13 protein-coding genes are annotated in these 14,306 nt (G+C 59.8%); 6 read left to right on the top strand and 7 right to left on the bottom strand.

Annotated elements, in window-relative coordinates; genetic code table 11:
* The first annotated feature begins 121 nt into the window (after nucleotides 1-121).
* The 3 genes from FQ182_RS00135 to FQ182_RS00125 all read left to right on the top strand — a co-directional run bounded on the left by FQ182_RS00135 (nucleotide 122) and on the right by FQ182_RS00125 (nucleotide 5,192).
* On the top strand, nucleotides 122-1,411 hold the full coding sequence (locus tag FQ182_RS00135; protein WP_149413457.1) for a diguanylate cyclase: 1,290 nt from the start codon (nucleotides 122-124) through the stop codon (nucleotides 1,409-1,411).
* Between the two features lie 90 nt (nucleotides 1,412-1,501).
* Nucleotides 1,502-3,286, top strand: a complete 1,785-nt coding sequence (locus FQ182_RS00130; protein WP_149413458.1) for an acyl-CoA dehydrogenase C-terminal domain-containing protein — start codon at nucleotides 1,502-1,504, stop codon at nucleotides 3,284-3,286.
* A gap of 127 nt (nucleotides 3,287-3,413) precedes the next feature.
* Entirely contained in the window at nucleotides 3,414-5,192 is a 1,779-nt protein-coding gene (locus FQ182_RS00125; RefSeq protein WP_149413459.1) for an acyl-CoA dehydrogenase C-terminal domain-containing protein, read from the top strand.
* A gap of 227 nt (nucleotides 5,193-5,419) precedes the next feature.
* Here FQ182_RS00125 and FQ182_RS00120 read toward each other — a convergent pair whose 3' ends face one another.
* The gene (locus FQ182_RS00120) at nucleotides 5,420-6,340 is read right to left on the bottom strand and encodes a LysR family transcriptional regulator (RefSeq protein WP_149413460.1); all 921 of its coding nucleotides are present in this window, start codon (nucleotides 6,338-6,340) and stop codon (nucleotides 5,420-5,422) included.
* A gap of 208 nt (nucleotides 6,341-6,548) precedes the next feature.
* Here FQ182_RS00120 and FQ182_RS00115 point away from each other — a divergent pair, with 208 nt between their 5' ends.
* From FQ182_RS00115 to FQ182_RS00105, 3 genes are all read left to right on the top strand, one after another.
* Nucleotides 6,549-7,829 carry an aspartate aminotransferase family protein gene (locus FQ182_RS00115; protein ID WP_149413461.1) on the top strand — a complete coding sequence of 427 codons (1,281 nt, stop codon included), beginning with the start codon at nucleotides 6,549-6,551 and terminating at the stop codon, nucleotides 7,827-7,829.
* A gap of 96 nt (nucleotides 7,830-7,925) precedes the next feature.
* Nucleotides 7,926-8,177 (top strand): DNA-binding transcriptional regulator, encoded by a 252-nt coding sequence (locus tag FQ182_RS00110; RefSeq protein ID WP_256666236.1) that lies wholly within the window; start codon nucleotides 7,926-7,928, stop codon nucleotides 8,175-8,177.
* 136 nt (nucleotides 8,178-8,313) lie between these two features.
* Nucleotides 8,314-8,472, top strand: a complete 159-nt coding sequence (locus FQ182_RS00105; RefSeq protein WP_003211049.1) for a YqaE/Pmp3 family membrane protein — start codon at nucleotides 8,314-8,316, stop codon at nucleotides 8,470-8,472.
* Nucleotides 8,473-8,480: 8 nt separating this feature from the next.
* Here the strand turns inward: FQ182_RS00105 and pqqE are convergent, their stop codons facing one another.
* The 6 genes from pqqE to pqqF all read right to left on the bottom strand — a co-directional run bounded on the left by pqqE (nucleotide 8,481) and on the right by pqqF (nucleotide 14,281).
* Nucleotides 8,481-9,620, bottom strand: coding sequence for a pyrroloquinoline quinone biosynthesis protein PqqE (gene pqqE, locus FQ182_RS00100; RefSeq protein WP_371923846.1), 1,140 nt, complete (start codon nucleotides 9,618-9,620; stop codon nucleotides 8,481-8,483).
* The gene (gene pqqD, locus FQ182_RS00095) at nucleotides 9,613-9,888 is read right to left on the bottom strand and encodes a pyrroloquinoline quinone biosynthesis peptide chaperone PqqD (RefSeq protein WP_149413462.1); all 276 of its coding nucleotides are present in this window, start codon (nucleotides 9,886-9,888) and stop codon (nucleotides 9,613-9,615) included. The genes pqqE and pqqD overlap by 8 nt, the downstream gene beginning before the upstream one ends.
* Nucleotides 9,885-10,637 carry a pyrroloquinoline-quinone synthase PqqC gene (gene pqqC / locus FQ182_RS00090; RefSeq protein ID WP_149413463.1) on the bottom strand — a complete coding sequence of 251 codons (753 nt, stop codon included), beginning with the start codon at nucleotides 10,635-10,637 and terminating at the stop codon, nucleotides 9,885-9,887. The genes pqqD and pqqC overlap by 4 nt, the downstream gene beginning before the upstream one ends.
* 10 nt (nucleotides 10,638-10,647) lie before the next feature.
* Nucleotides 10,648-11,559 (bottom strand): pyrroloquinoline quinone biosynthesis protein PqqB, encoded by a 912-nt coding sequence (gene pqqB, locus FQ182_RS00085; protein WP_149413464.1) that lies wholly within the window; start codon nucleotides 11,557-11,559, stop codon nucleotides 10,648-10,650.
* A 75-nt stretch (nucleotides 11,560-11,634) separates the two neighbouring features.
* Nucleotides 11,635-11,709: a pyrroloquinoline quinone precursor peptide PqqA gene (gene pqqA / locus FQ182_RS00080; protein WP_003194766.1), complete on the bottom strand. Its 75-nt coding sequence runs from the start codon at nucleotides 11,707-11,709 to the stop codon at nucleotides 11,635-11,637.
* 160 nt (nucleotides 11,710-11,869) lie between these two features.
* Nucleotides 11,870-14,281 carry a pyrroloquinoline quinone biosynthesis protein PqqF gene (pqqF, locus tag FQ182_RS00075; protein WP_149413465.1) on the bottom strand — a complete coding sequence of 804 codons (2,412 nt, stop codon included), beginning with the start codon at nucleotides 14,279-14,281 and terminating at the stop codon, nucleotides 11,870-11,872.
* Nucleotides 14,282-14,306 lie beyond the last annotated feature (25 nt).

Genomic DNA, 14,306 nt, shown 5'->3' with positions numbered 1-14,306 from the left:
AGGGATTATGGCTTGCTGCCGTTACAGTGATGGCAATGTGATACAGGTCACATTGATTGTGCTTAACTGTGTTCAAGTGAAGGCACTGTGCCATCCTTTATTATGGGTCGGAGCTTTACCCTTGCCGCGCGCGTCTGCTGTACGTTTCAGTCATTTCCTACCGTCGCTGCTGTTATTGCTGGCGGGGTTGTCGGCTGCGTACGTCAAGGATCTCAACGTCTTCTTCACCTCTCTGTTCAACGTCCTGCCGACGCTGGTGTTGCTGCTCGGCGGTGCGTATTGCGCGGTGTACCGTCGTCAGCGTGAGTTGTTCCTGATGATCACGGTGTACATCGCCTATTTCCTGCTGGACACCCAGACCGATTTCTACCGCGATAACGGCTGGGTCCGCGATGACGCCGCGGTGGTGTTTCATCTGTGCTGCCTGCTGTTGCCGCTTTTGTTTGGCATCTATGCACTGTGGCAGGAGAGGACCCACTTGTTTCGCGACTTTGTCGCGCGCTGTGCGGTGCTGCTGGCCATTGGCAGCGTGGCGCTGGGCCTTGAGCAAAGTTATCCGCAGCCTTTATTGAACTGGCTGGCGGAGATTCGCTGGCCGGCGTTGCATGGCACATGGATGAGTTTGATCCAGCTGTCTTACCCAATGTTTTTTCTCGCCTTCATCCTGTTGGGGGTGCAGTACTGGCGTCAGCCACGGCCATTGCACGCCGCGCAATTGGTAGGGTTGCTGGGGCTGTTTTGGATGCTGCCCCAGACCTTCATCCTGCCGTTTACCCTGAACATCATGTGCAGCCAGGTGATGCTGATGATCGCCGCGGGTGTCTCCCACGAGGCCTATCAAATGGCCTTCCGCGATGAGCTGACCGGCCTGCCAGGCCGCCGCGCCCTAAACGAGCGCATGCAGCGGCTGGGGCGCAGCTATGTACTGGCGATGGGCGACGTCGATCACTTCAAGCGCTTTAACGACACCCACGGCCACGACGTGGGAGACCAGGTGCTACGGCTGGTCGCCAGCAAGCTGTCCAAGGTCAGCGGCGGCGGCCGCGCTTATCGTTATGGCGGCGAAGAGTTTGCAGTGGTGTTCGCCGGCAAGACCCTGGATGAATGCCTGCCGCATCTAGAGGAAATCCGCCAGATTATCGCCAACTACAACATCAGATTACGTAATCCCGACAGGCCTCAAGACAACCATCAAGGCCGGCAACGTCGAGCGGGCAGCGGTGCCACCAGCGTCTCGGTGACACTGAGTATCGGTGTGGCCGAGCGCCAGGCCGAGCAACGCACCCCGGAAGAGGTGCTCAAGTCCGCCGACCAGGCGCTGTACAACGCCAAGGGCGCCGGGCGCAACTGCGTGGTGGCGGCGGGGCAGAACCGCCGGGGCGCAGTGCGCATGGGCAGCGCTGCCGGTTGAGTGATGGTGGTGTATTCAGCGGCTCTACAGTGATTGTCCGAGGCTGCGGGCGGCAGTAGCGTGAAGCCATCTGCTGCCGGAGACATCACCATGCCTGACTATAAAGCTCCCCTGCGCGACATGCGCTTTCTGATCGATCACGTCTTTGACTTCCACGGCCACTACGCCGAACTGGGCGCCACTGACGCCAGTCCGGACATGGTCAGCGCAATCCTTGAAGAAGGCGCGAAGTTCTGCGAAAACGTCCTGGCACCATTGAATCGTTCGGGTGATGAAGAAGGCTGCCATTTCGACAATGGTGTGGTGACGACGCCCAAAGGCTTCAAAGAGGCATTTGCCCAATACGTGGAAGGTGGCTGGCACGGCGTCGCATCGGACCCGGCCTACGGTGGCCAAGGCTTGCCGTTGTCCCTGGGCCTGGTGCTCAGCGAGATGATTGGCTCAAGCAACACTTCGTGGGGCATGTACCCTGGCCTGACCCACGGCGCGATGTCGGCGATCCGCGCCCACGGCACCGAGGAACAGAAAGACACTTATCTGAGCAAACTCACTGCTGGTCAGTGGACCGGCACGATGTGCCTGACCGAAGCCCATTGCGGTACCGACCTGGGGATCATCAAGACTCGCGCCGTGCCCCAGGCCGACGGCAGCTACGCGGTCACCGGCAGCAAGATATTCATCTCGGCCGGCGAGCACGACATGAGTGAAAATATCATCCACCTGGTGCTGGCCAAACTGCCGGATGCTCCTGCTGGCACCAAGGGTATTTCGCTGTTTATCGTGCCTAAATTCTTGCCCGATTCAGGTGAACGCAACGGCGTGAGCTGCGGCTCCATTGAACACAAGATGGGCATCAAGGCTTCGGCCACCTGCGTGCTGAACTTCGACGGCGCCCAGGGCTTTTTGATAGGCGAGGCGAACAAGGGCCTCAACTGCATGTTCACCATGATGAACCACGCGCGCCTGGGCACTGGCATGCAGGGCTTGTGTTTGGGCGAGGCAAGCTTCCAGGGCGCGATCAAGTACGCCAACGACCGCTTGCAGATGCGCTCGCTGACCGGCGCCAAGGCCCCGGAAAAAGCCGCTGACCCAATCATTGTCCACCCCGATGTACGGCGCATGCTGCTGACCATGAAAGCCTTCAACGAAGGCAACCGTGCGTTGACCTACTTCACCGCGCAGTTGCTCGACACCGCGCATTTGAGCCGCGATGCCACTCAGCGCCAGGAAGCCGAAGACCTGTTGGCTTTCCTTACGCCGATCTGCAAGGCGTTCATGACTGAAACCGGCCTGGAGGTCACCAATCACGGTATGCAGGTGTTTGGCGGCCACGGTTTTATTCGCGAGTGGGGCATGGAGCAACTGGTGCGTGATTGCCGGATTGCACCGATCTATGAAGGCACCAACGGCATCCAGGCCCTGGATTTGCTGGGGCGCAAGGTATTGGGCAGCCAGGGCAAACTGCTGCGGGGCTTTACCAAAATCGTCCACAAGTTCTGCGCCGCCAACGCCGAGCATCCGCAGCTCAAGGCTCATGTGGCGCAGCTCAATGAGCTGAACCAGCAATGGGGTGAGTTGACAGTCAAGGTCGGCATGGCCGCCATGAAAAACCCCGATGAAGTCGGCGCGGCGGCCCTGGATTACTTGATGTACAGCGGTTACATCATCCTTGCCTACCTGTGGCTGCGCATGGCTCTTGTGGCCCAGGCGCAACTGGACGATGGCAGCGGCGACAGCGAATACGCCCGAGGCAAACTGGCGACCTGCGAGTTCTATTTCAAGCGCCTGCTGCCGCGCACCACCGCTCATCGGGCGGCCGTGGAGGCGGGGAGTGAGTGTTTGATGAGTTTGCCGGCGGAGCTGTTTGCGCTATAGCGGTAATGACCAAAAAATACTTAATAGTCATGAGTAGACCCTATGTGTCGCAAAAGTTGTTCGGGTACACTCGGGGTCTGTAAAAACGATCCTACCGAATCACTTTAAAGTTCTCACGAGGTTTGCCATGGCTGACTACAAAGCGCCGCTGCGCGATATGCGCTTCGTCCTCAACGAAGTTTTCGAGGTTGCCAAACTGTGGGCACAGCTGCCGGCCCTGGCAGACACCGTAGATGCAGAAACCGTTGAGGCGATCTTTGAGGAAGCCGGCAAAGTCACCGCCAAAACCATCGCGCCCCTGAGCCGTGCTGGCGACGAGGAAGGTTGCCGCTGGGACAATGGCGTGGTCAGCACGCCCGCCGGTTTCCAGGAAGCCTATAAGGCCTATGCCGAAGGCGGCTGGGTTGGCGTTGGTGGCGACCCGGCCTACGGCGGCATGGGCATGCCCAAGGTGGTCTCGGCCCAGGTCGAGGAAATGATCAACTCAGCGGGGCTGGCGTTCGGCTTGTATCCGATGCTGACTTCCGGTGCGTGCGTGTCGATCAACACTCACGCCAGTGACGAACTGAAAGCTACCTATCTGCCGAACATGTACTCCGGCGCGTGGGCGGGTTCCATGTGCCTGACCGAGTCCCACGCCGGGACGGACCTGGGGATTATTCGGACCAAGGCCGAGCCTCAGGCGGACGATTCCTACAAAATCAGTGGCACCAAGATATTTATCACCGGTGGCGAACACGACCTCACCGAAAACATCATCCACCTGGTGCTGGCCAAACTGCCGGACGCGCCAGCCGGTCCCAAGGGTATCTCACTGTTCCTTGTGCCCAAGTTCATGGTTAATACCGATGGCAGCCTTGGTGCACGCAATCCGGTGACCTGCGGTTCCATCGAGCACAAGATGGGCATCCAGGCGTCCTCCACCTGTGTAATGAACTTCGACGAAGCTGTTGGTTACCTAGTGGGCGAGCCGAACCGCGGGTTGGCGGCAATGTTCACCATGATGAACTACGAGCGCCTGGGGGTCGGCATCCAAGGCCTGGCGTCCGGCGAGCGTTCCTACCAGAACGCCATCGAATACGCCCGCGACCGCGTGCAAAGCCGCTCGCCTACCGGCCCCAAGGCCCAGGATAAAATCGCCGACCCAATCATCGTCCACCCCGATGTGCGACGGATGCTGCTGACCATGAAAGCCTCAAACGAAGGCGGCCGTGCATTCTCTACCTATGTGGCGATGCAACTGGACACGGCCAAGTTCAGCGAAGATGCGGCCACCCGCAAACGCGCGGACGATCTGGTGGCCTTGCTGACGCCGGTGTCCAAGGCCTTCCTGACCGACCTGGGCCTGGAAACCACCGTCCACGGCCAGCAGATCTTCGGCGGCCACGGCTACATTCGCGAGTGGGGCCAGGAGCAACTGGTGCGCGATGTGCGCATCACTCAGATCTACGAAGGCGCCAACGGCATTCAGGCCCTGGACCTGGTGGGGCGCAAGATCGTCGGCAACGGCGGCGCGTTCTACACCTTGTTTGCTGACGAGATCCGCCATTTCACCGCGACCGCCAGTGCCAACCTGGCCGAGTTCACCAAGCCGCTGAACGCAGCAGTGGATGATCTCGATGAGTTGACTAACTGGTTGCTGGACCGCGCCATGTCCAACCCGAATGAAATCGGCGCGGCGTCGGTGGAGTATCTGCATGCATTCGGTTACATGGCGTACGCCTACATGTGGGCGTTGATGGCCAAGGCTGCGTTGGGCAAGGAGACACAGGAAGACTTCTACGCCAGCAAACTGGGCACGGCGCGTTTTTACTTCGCCCGCCTGTTACCGCGAATCAAGTCCCTCAGTGCTTCGGTCAAGGCCGGCAGTGAATCGCTGTTTTTGCTGGACGAAGCGCAGTTCTGATCAAGGCGATGCCGTGTAAGCATTCTCTTACATGGCGTACTGCTATTCGTCCTCTATCGCCAGATTGGATCCACGGCTAATCTACTTCACATGGACGTCGCGCAGGAAGCGCAAAGCAACAACACGGACACGTAGGATTCTGCCAGGAAGGCGGAGTGAAATGGATGTCAGGGAAACAGTCTGCAAAGCCCCGCTTCGGCGGGGTTTTCTTTTGCCTGTGAAAAAGTTCAGGCCTGGCCATCCAGTGGTCCCGAAGGTCCGTGCGGGCCATTCATCACGTCCTCCAGCAATGTGCGCAACAGCTCAAGCGTCGCCTGTTGACGCTGCACATCTCGGCACACCAACCCTACCTTCAACGGCACCCGTGGCTCACTCAATGGCTTCCACAGCAAAGCAGGGTTGCTGTGTTCGTCCTGGGAGTGGCCGGGCAGCACTGTCGCCAGTTTGGTGTGAGGTAAGCTGTCGAGAATACCCACCATCGTATTCAACTCCGCCTGCACCTGCGGCCGACGGCCCTGGTTAGCCAGTTGCGCCTGCCAGATCTGCCGCACCTGAAACTCCTCCCCCAGCAACAACATCGGCAATTCGGCCGCCTGCTTCAGGGAAACCTTCTTGAATTCCCGCAGAGGGTGGTCGGCCTGAATCACTACCTTCAGTTCATCTTCGTACAGCAGTACGCCATGTAAACCGGGTTGGCGGGGCGGCAGGTAACTGATGCCAATATCCAGCGAACCGTTGAGCAGACGTCGCTCGATCTCAAGGCCGGTCAGCTCGTAGATCTGCACCACCAGATGCGGCTGGGCCTTGCGCACCCGCTCCAGCATCTGTGGCACCAGACTGGTGTGCACGGTTTGTAGTACGCCGATGGCCAAGGTGCGCAAGGCCTGACCCTTGAAGTGGCGCAGCGCCTCGACCGCTTGTTGCATGCCGTCGAGCAAGGGCAGGGCATGGTTGTATAAGGTGTGGGCGGCGAGGGTCGGCAGCAGGCGTTTGCTGCTGCGTTCGAACAGGCTCACATCGAGGTTCTGTTCAAGTTGGCGGATCTGTTGCGACAGCGCTGGCTGGGAGATCGACAGGCGCTCCGCCGCACGGCCTACATGGCCTTCTTCGTACACCGCGACGAAGTAACGCAGTTGCTTGAAATCCATAAGTAATGCTTATCGAAAAAGCTGGAAAATCGAAATGGCTGTCTGCCCCCAAGGCGCCTAGTCTACGCCTATTAACAGGGCTTACAGGGCCAGAGCGCGCGATGAATACCGTTTACGGCGAAGCTGTTTACATAGGCAAGGCAAAAAACATCGGACGGAGTTTGTTGGGTGGTATAGACCAACGTCCAGTTGCCAGCAGGCTGCATTTATGAACCTGTTTAACCTGCGTCGCCCTGCACCTAGCCTTGATGACCTGATACTGGACCCGAACACCCCGATGCTGCGCGATGACCTTTCCAGCGATTGCCTGATGCCCAGTGTTGCCCGCCCGCCTCAGGTGTTCGTTCGTGGCCAGGGTTCATGGCTGTGGGACAGCAACGATCGCGCCTATTTGGACTTCACCCAGGGCGGCGCGGCCAACAGCCTCGGCCACAGCCCCTCGGTGCTGGTCCACGCCCTGGCCGATCAGGCTCAGGCGCTGATCAACCCTGGCAGCGGACTGCATAACCGTGGCCAGTTGAATATCGCAGATCGCCTGTGCCACAGCACCGGCAGCGACCAGGCCTATCTGCTCAACAGTGGCGCGGAAGCCTGCGAAGCGGCGATCAAGCTGGCGCGCAAATGGGGCCAGCTGCATCGTGGTGGAGCCTACCGCATCATCACGGCCAGCAAGGGTTGCCACGGTCGCAGTTTTGCCGCGATGTCGGCGTCGGCTGACGCCCGTGAAAACCGTTTCGAACCGCAGTTGCCCGGCTTCAGCCACGTACCGTTCAACGATTTGCCAGCGCTGCATGCTGCGGTAGATGCGCAAACCGTGGCGATCATGCTGGAGCCGATCCAGGGCGAGGCCGGCGTTATCCCTGCGACCGAACATTACCTCAAGGGTGTTGAGCGGCTATGCCGGGAACTGGGGATACTGCTGATTCTCGACGAAGTGCAGACTGGTATCGGCCGCTGCGGAACCTTGCTCGCCGAACAACGCTACGGCGTACGCGCCGACATCATCACCCTGGGCAAAGGCCTGGGCGGCGGTGTGCCTTTGGCTGCTTTACTGGCCCGGGGCAAGGCCTGCTGTTTCGACATCGGTGAACTGGAAGGCACCCACCACGGCAACGCCCTGATGGCCGCAGCCGGGGTCGCCGTTCTCGACACCGTGCTGGACAGCGGCTTTCTTGAACACGTGCGCGAAACTGGCCACTACCTTGGCGAAGGCCTCGCTCGCCTGGCCCATCGCTACGGCCAGGGAGAACTGCGCGGCCAAGGCCTGCTCTGGGGGATGAGCTTGTCGGATGATTCGGCAGACGCCGTGGTAAAGGCTGCGCTGTACGAAGGCTTGATCCTCAACGCCCCGCAATCCGACTGCCTGCGCTTCACCCCGGCGCTGACCGTCAGCCAGGGCAACATCGACGAAATGCTCCTGCGCCTGGCCCGCGCCTTCGCCCGCGTGCGCACCGCACAACTGCAATGCAGCAGGGGCATCGCCGTGTAATCCAGAATTTCTGAACCGTCTCGCGGTATACGCGACGCCTCCGGCCTGATTTTTTTGGCTGGGGGCTTTTTTTTGTCTCGCGATTTTATTTGATAGATGGATGTTTTAATTTCTATACCACTAGGTGCCATCAGCAAGACCACGCTTCGTCAATTTGATGAGGCATGTCTTGCACCTGTCCCGGCGCAAATCCCGGCTGAGCAAATCAAGCCGATCCGCGAGTGCAGCCATGTCAGCCAACCGGTGTTTGCCCGTTACTTGAACACCAGCGCCTCCACCGTCAAACAGTGGGAGTCTGGTGAGAAGCAGCCCAGCGGTATGGCGCTCAAGTTGCTGAGTATTGTGTAAAAGCATGGACTGGAAATTTTGGCGTGAGAGGAGCCTGAGGGAGATGGTTCAGTGCCGGCCCCCACTGAACCCTCACGAACGCCCAGGGTCGATTAGCTGTACGGCTCACACGAGCCGATTTTCCGGAGTTGAGCCCATGGACATTATTCGTATCATCATTGCCATTCTGTTGCCACCACTGGGTGTGTTCCTGCAAGTGGGTTTCGCTGGCGCGTTCTGGCTGAATATCCTGCTGACCTTATGCGGCTACATCCCGGGCATCGTGCATGCGGTGTACATCATCGCCAAACGCTGAAGCCTCACTCAGCCTTTCGCAATCAGCCGTGAGTTTCGCTCATTGCGAAAGGCCAATTGTTCGATCGTCTGGGTGGCGTGTTCGGCTTCCTCGCGGGCCTGAAGGATCATGCCGTGGTGCTCGGACTTGCTGCACACCGGGTCGGCGTTGCTTGCATCCCCCGTCAGCATGAACGCCTGGCAGCGACAGCCACCGAAGTCCTTTTCCTTCTCGTCGCATGATCGGCACGGCTCGGGCATCCAGTCATAGCCGCGAAAGCGGTTGAAGCCGAACGAGTCGTACCAGATGTGCTGCATGCTGTGGTCGCGCACGTTGGGAAACTGTACTGGCATCTGCCGGGCGCCATGGCAAGGCAAGGCGGTTCCGTCCGGTGTCACCGTCAGAAAAATACTGCCCCAGCCGTTCATACAAGCCTTTGGCCGTTCCTCGTAATAATCCGGAGTAACGAAGATCAGCTTGCACGGATGCCCTTCGGCTTCCAGCTTGGCACGGTATTCGTTGGTGATGCGCTCGGCGCGCGTCAGTTGCTCCTGGGTCGGTAACAGCCCGACGCGATTGAGTTGGGCCCAGCCATAAAACTGGCAAGTGGCAAGCTCGACAAAGTCGGCTTCCAAAGCGATGCAAAGCTCGATGATGCGGTCGATCTTGTCGATGTTGTGGCGATGGGTGACGAAGTTCAGCACCATCGGGTAGCCATGGGCTTTCACTGCACGGGCCATTTCCAGCTTTTGCGCAAAGGCCTTTTTTGAGCCGGCCAGCAGGTTGTTCACCTGTTCATCGCTGGCCTGGAAGCTGATCTGGATATGGTCCAGTCCGGCTTTCTTGAAGTCGCTGATCTTCTGCTCGGTCAGGCCGATGCCGGAGGTGATGAGGTTGGTGTAGAACCCCAGTTTGCGCGCCTCGCTGATTAGTTCGGCAAGGTCCTGGCGCACCAGAGGCTCACCGCCGGAAAACCCCAGTTGTGCGGCGCCCATTTCTCGGGCTTCGCGAAACACCTTGATCCACTGTTCGGTGCTCAGCTCCTTGCCCTGCTCGGCGAAATCAAGCGGATTGGAGCAGTACGGGCATTGCAGCGGGCAGCGATAAGTCAGCTCGGCCAGCAGCCAGAGTGGCAAACCGATCTCAGGCTTGGGCGGCAGATCAGGCAAGTTCGATCCAGTGCTCTGCACGGGCGACCTCCATGAATTGTTCGATGTCTTCAGCGAGTTCGGGCACGCCGGGAAACTGAGCGTCCAGCGCCTTGATGATCGCGGCCACATCCCGCTCACCGTCGATCAAACCGCCGATCAGCGCAGCGCTGTCATTGAGCTTGATCATGCCTTCGGGGTACAGCAGCACATGGCCCTTTTGCGCCGGTTCGTACTGGAAGCGGTAACCGGTACGCCATGCCGGTTTTTTGCTGAGGTCGAAACTCATAGTGCGATTCCCTTATGCCAGACCCGTTGCTCGGTCACGCTGTGATAAGGCGCACGGTTCAGTTCATAGGCCATGCTCATGGCATCGAGCATGCTCCAAAGGATGTCCAGTTTGAACTGGAGAATTTCCAGCATGCGCTCCTGGCCGTCGCGGGTGGTGTAGTGCTGCAAGGTGATGGCCAAACCGTGCTCGACATCACGCCGGGCCTGGCCCAAACGCGTGCGGAAATACTCGTAGCCGGCAGGGTCGATCCACGGGTAATGCTGAGGCCAGCTGTCGAGGCGCGACTGGTGGATTTGCGGGGCGAACAGCTCGGTCAGAGAACTGCTGGCGGCTTCCTGCCAACTGGCACGGCGGGCGAAGTTGACGTAGGCGTCGACGGCAAAACGCACGCCGGGCAGCACCAGTTCCTGGGAGCGCAGTTGGTCCGGGTCCACGCCAACAGCCTGGCCCAGGCGCAGCCAGGCTTCGATGCCGCCATCTTCGCCGGGGGCGCCGTCGTGGTCCAGCAGGCGCTGAATCCATTCGCGGCGGATTTCCCGGTCCGGGCAATTGGCCAGGATCGCGGCGTCCTTGAGGGGAATGTTGACCTGATAATAGAAGCGATTGGCGACCCAGCCCTGGATCTGCTCGCGGGTGGCCCGGCCTTCGTACATCGCCACGTGGTAGGGGTGGTAGATGTGGTAGAAGGCGCCCTTGGCCCGCAGGGCCTGTTCAAACTCGGCGGTGGTTAGCGGTGTGTTGGTCATTGGGTCGCTCCTACAATTCAATGCTCATGCCGTCGTAAGCCACTTCGACATTGCGCCTTACCAACTCGGCCCGCTCAGGCGAATCTTCATCAAGAATCGGGTTGGTGTTGTTGATGTGGATAAGTACTTTGCGCTGCTTGGGCAAGTGCTCCAGCACTTGCAGCATGCCGCCGGGTCCGTTCTGCGCCAGGTGGCCCATCTCGCGGCCGGTGCGCGTGCCAACGCCACGTCGCTGCATTTCGTCGTCATCCCACATCGTGCCGTCTACCAGCAGGCAGTCGCTGGCGGCCATGATCTCCAGCAGCGGCGCATCTACTTTGCCCAGGCCGGGCGCATAGAACAGCTTGCCGCCCGTGCGCAGGTCTTCGACGATCAAGCCGATGTTGTCACCAGGGTGCGGGTCGAAACGATGGGGCGAATAGGGTGGCGCAGCGCTGCGCAGCGGCAGTGGGGTGAAGCGCAGGTTGGGGCAGGCGGGGATCGTAAAGCTGGCGTCCAGTTCGATACGGTTCCAGTTAAGGCCACCGTTCCAGTGGGTCAGCATGGTGAACAGTGGGAAACCGGTGCTCAGGTCCTCATGGACCATATCGGTGCACCAGACCTGATGCGGGCAACCTTCCCGCAGGCTGAGCAGGCCGGTGGTGTGGTCGATCTGGCTGTCCATCAGGATGATCGCGCTGATGCCGGTATCCCGCAGGGCGCGGCCGGGCTGCATCGGGGCAAAGCCCTGCAGCTGGGCGCGGATGTCCGGCGAGGCGTTGCACAGCACCCAGTTCACACCGTCATCGGAAATCGCGATGGACGATTGCGTGCGCGCCTGGGCCCGCAGGCTGCCATCACGAAAGCCCACGCAGTTCACGCAGTTGCAATTCCACTGCGGGAAACCACCGCCAGCGGCGGAACCTAGAATCTGGACAAACATGGCCGCTCCATCACACAAGACTCAAAAATAAAAACGCCCCGGCGAACCGAGGCGTTGCGCTGCGATACAAAGGTATTAACGGCTTGCGAAGTACATGGTGACTTCAAAGCCGATACGCAGATCAGTGTAAGCAGGTTTGGACCAAGTCATGTTCATACTCCTACGAATGGATGGGACGATTACTACTAAGTTATACATATAGTCCACCTCCAGGCGGAGATGTTCAGATGCTTAGGTGGCTATGTTACTCAATTTTTCATCGACCTCGCCCCGGTTTGCCGGAGAAAGCTCATTGCAGGGTTGGTAATGATCATTGCGTTGGCTGCCAGGGCTCGCCGGGGCCGGGCCTGCTGGCCAGGCAGTGCCAGCCACCTGTGGCCTGATTCAGTTGTCGGGCAGCGTCCAACAGATCCTGTTTCGTTCGCGTCTGGATGCAAGCGTGCAATTGTTTCAGGTAATCCGACGGATGGCCTGCCAAGTGAGCTTGCCAGAGTAGTTCGCCCGCCTGGGCTGTGGGCAATGCTTGCGGGGAAAATTGGCTCGCGAGGAGCTGGGGCAGATCATCACTTGCATCGATCCAGGTGGGCAGTTGCGTTAGAAACGTCTGGATATGGTCGAGTATTTCTTTCACGCAAACGCTGGGTGATTGCACGCCAAATAACAGACCGGTTTGTCCGTTGATTTGTCGGATGCCGCTGAATACCGCGTAGCCCAGTTGCAGTTCGACCCGCAGGCGCTGATAGAACGGTGCCTGCGCCAAGTACGCCAGCAGGCGCCAGTTGGCTTCATCGGCCAGGGATTGCGTGGGTGTCGGGCAGAACAGCAGCAAGGCGGCTTCGCTGGAGTCGGTAGCGACTGTCTGCCAGCAGTACTGGCCGGCGATCGATTCGGCTTGCTGGGCAATGCTTGCGGGCTGTCCTGGCAGGCGGCCGGCCACACTTTTGATCGCTATCTGGCAGGCTTCGGGAATGCCGGTGCCGAGGCCATCCCAGGTGGCGGTTGACCATAGGCTTTGCAGGTCTGAGAGGCTCACAGGAAGCGATGCTGCTGCTGAATGGGTAAACACCTTGAGCAACTGCCTGATCGCTATCAAGGGGGCCGGGGTGTGCAGTGTCATTTGCCAGGCACGCTCATCGGGCTGTGTCAGAACCCGCGACAGCTGTTCCAGCACCGCTGGCATCGGCTCGTGAAGACCGATCAGCTTCAGTAGCCAGTCATTGCCCACTGCCTCGAAGGTCACTTCGACACCGGCCTGGCGGGCGTTCTCCCGTACCGAGAGCAGACTGCTTTCCATGCGTGGGAAAAGGCTGGCACGCAGCGGTGAATCCAGGCGCCAGCGCAGGTAAAGAGCGCCCTCGCTGCTGTCGTCCGCCAAGGCCTGGCTGAAAGCCAGTGCCGACAGATCCCGCCGACCCCGTGAGCGATCCTGGGCAAAGGTGCGCAAGCCACGATGGGCGCTGGTTTGGCCACGAATCAGTCCCGGCTGTTCAGCTTTGGCCACCGGGCGCAGGAACGGGTTGCTCGGCGGGAGCAGCCAGGCGTGTCGGCTGGGCTCCAGTTGCAGTGAGTCCAGCAGCGACTTGAGTGCAACGGCGCTTTGTTTGGACAGGCCCGGTTCCAGGCCTTCGCTGTCTTGGCGGGCTAGCGCCAGGGCACCACTGATTTGCTGTTGCCGGGCGATTAGCAAAGCGTATTCTTCGTGCAACAGCGACCAGTCACTGCGGGCGAAAAAGCTCAGCCAGTCCCGGAGCACTTCCTCAATTTGTCCCGTCTGTTGCGCCCCTTCGGCACCCAGGGTGAAGTCGATATCCAGCAGCGCCTGCCCGTTGAACTGATACAACGGGGCGGCGTGCAGGGCGGTGATCAATTGCCGCGCCTGGAGTTCGGCGAGCAGTCCACCCGGGGCCGGGGCGTTTAGCCAGGTGCAGAGGAAGTCCAACGCTTCGCGGGGCCCTTCGCAAGCAATGACCTGATGCAGATGGTCATTGGCTGGGTGTAGATAGGTGCGCTCATGGCCTGCCATCAATGCCGGTGGCGCACTTTGTGGTAGCGCCAATCCTGGTTTGAGTTGGGTGCTGAACCCCTGCGCCAGCGCTTGCAGTTCGGCCAGCGACTGCGGCCCGGCGAGGCTTAAGGTCATTTGTCCGGCCTGATAAAAGCTTTCGTAGAATTCATGCAGCGCCTGCTGAAAACCCTCACGCGGTACCGGCAAGCTATAGCGATTACCCGCATGGAAGGCCCGCAACGGATGATCCGTTGCAATGCCGCCCAGCAAGGTCAGTTGCTGCTGCGACGTGGCATCCCGAGACCAAGCGATGAACTCCGCATGCAGCACTTCACGCTCGCGTCGTTGGTCGTCCATGGCCAGGCGCGGATGAGCCAGCATATCGCCAAGGCGCTCCAGCGCATCGGCGAAGGCCTGCGCAGGCACTTCAAAGAAAAAGTCGGTAGTGCGCTCACGGGTACTTGCGTTGAGCTGGCCGCCGTGGCGTTGCACGTAGGTCATCAGCCCTTCGTTTGCGGGAAATCGCTGGGTACCGAGAAACAACAGGTGCTCAAGAAAATGCGCCAGCCCCGGCCAGGCTAAAGGCACGTCATGACTGCCGGCAGCAACCCGCAGGGCCGCCGCACAGCGCTTTAAACGCGGCGCATGACGCAGGGAAACCCGCAAGCCATTGGCCAGGCTCAGTTGAAGGTAATGAGGGTGGGTCGGCGCAGGCATGAGCACTTCCGAAACGTAGGAAGTG

This window comes from Pseudomonas sp. ANT_H4 (assembly GCF_008369295.1).
Lineage (GTDB): Bacteria > Pseudomonadota > Gammaproteobacteria > Pseudomonadales > Pseudomonadaceae > Aquipseudomonas.
The sequence above is the reverse complement of the archived record's forward strand: the minus strand, read 5'-3'. Positions and strand labels throughout refer to the sequence as shown.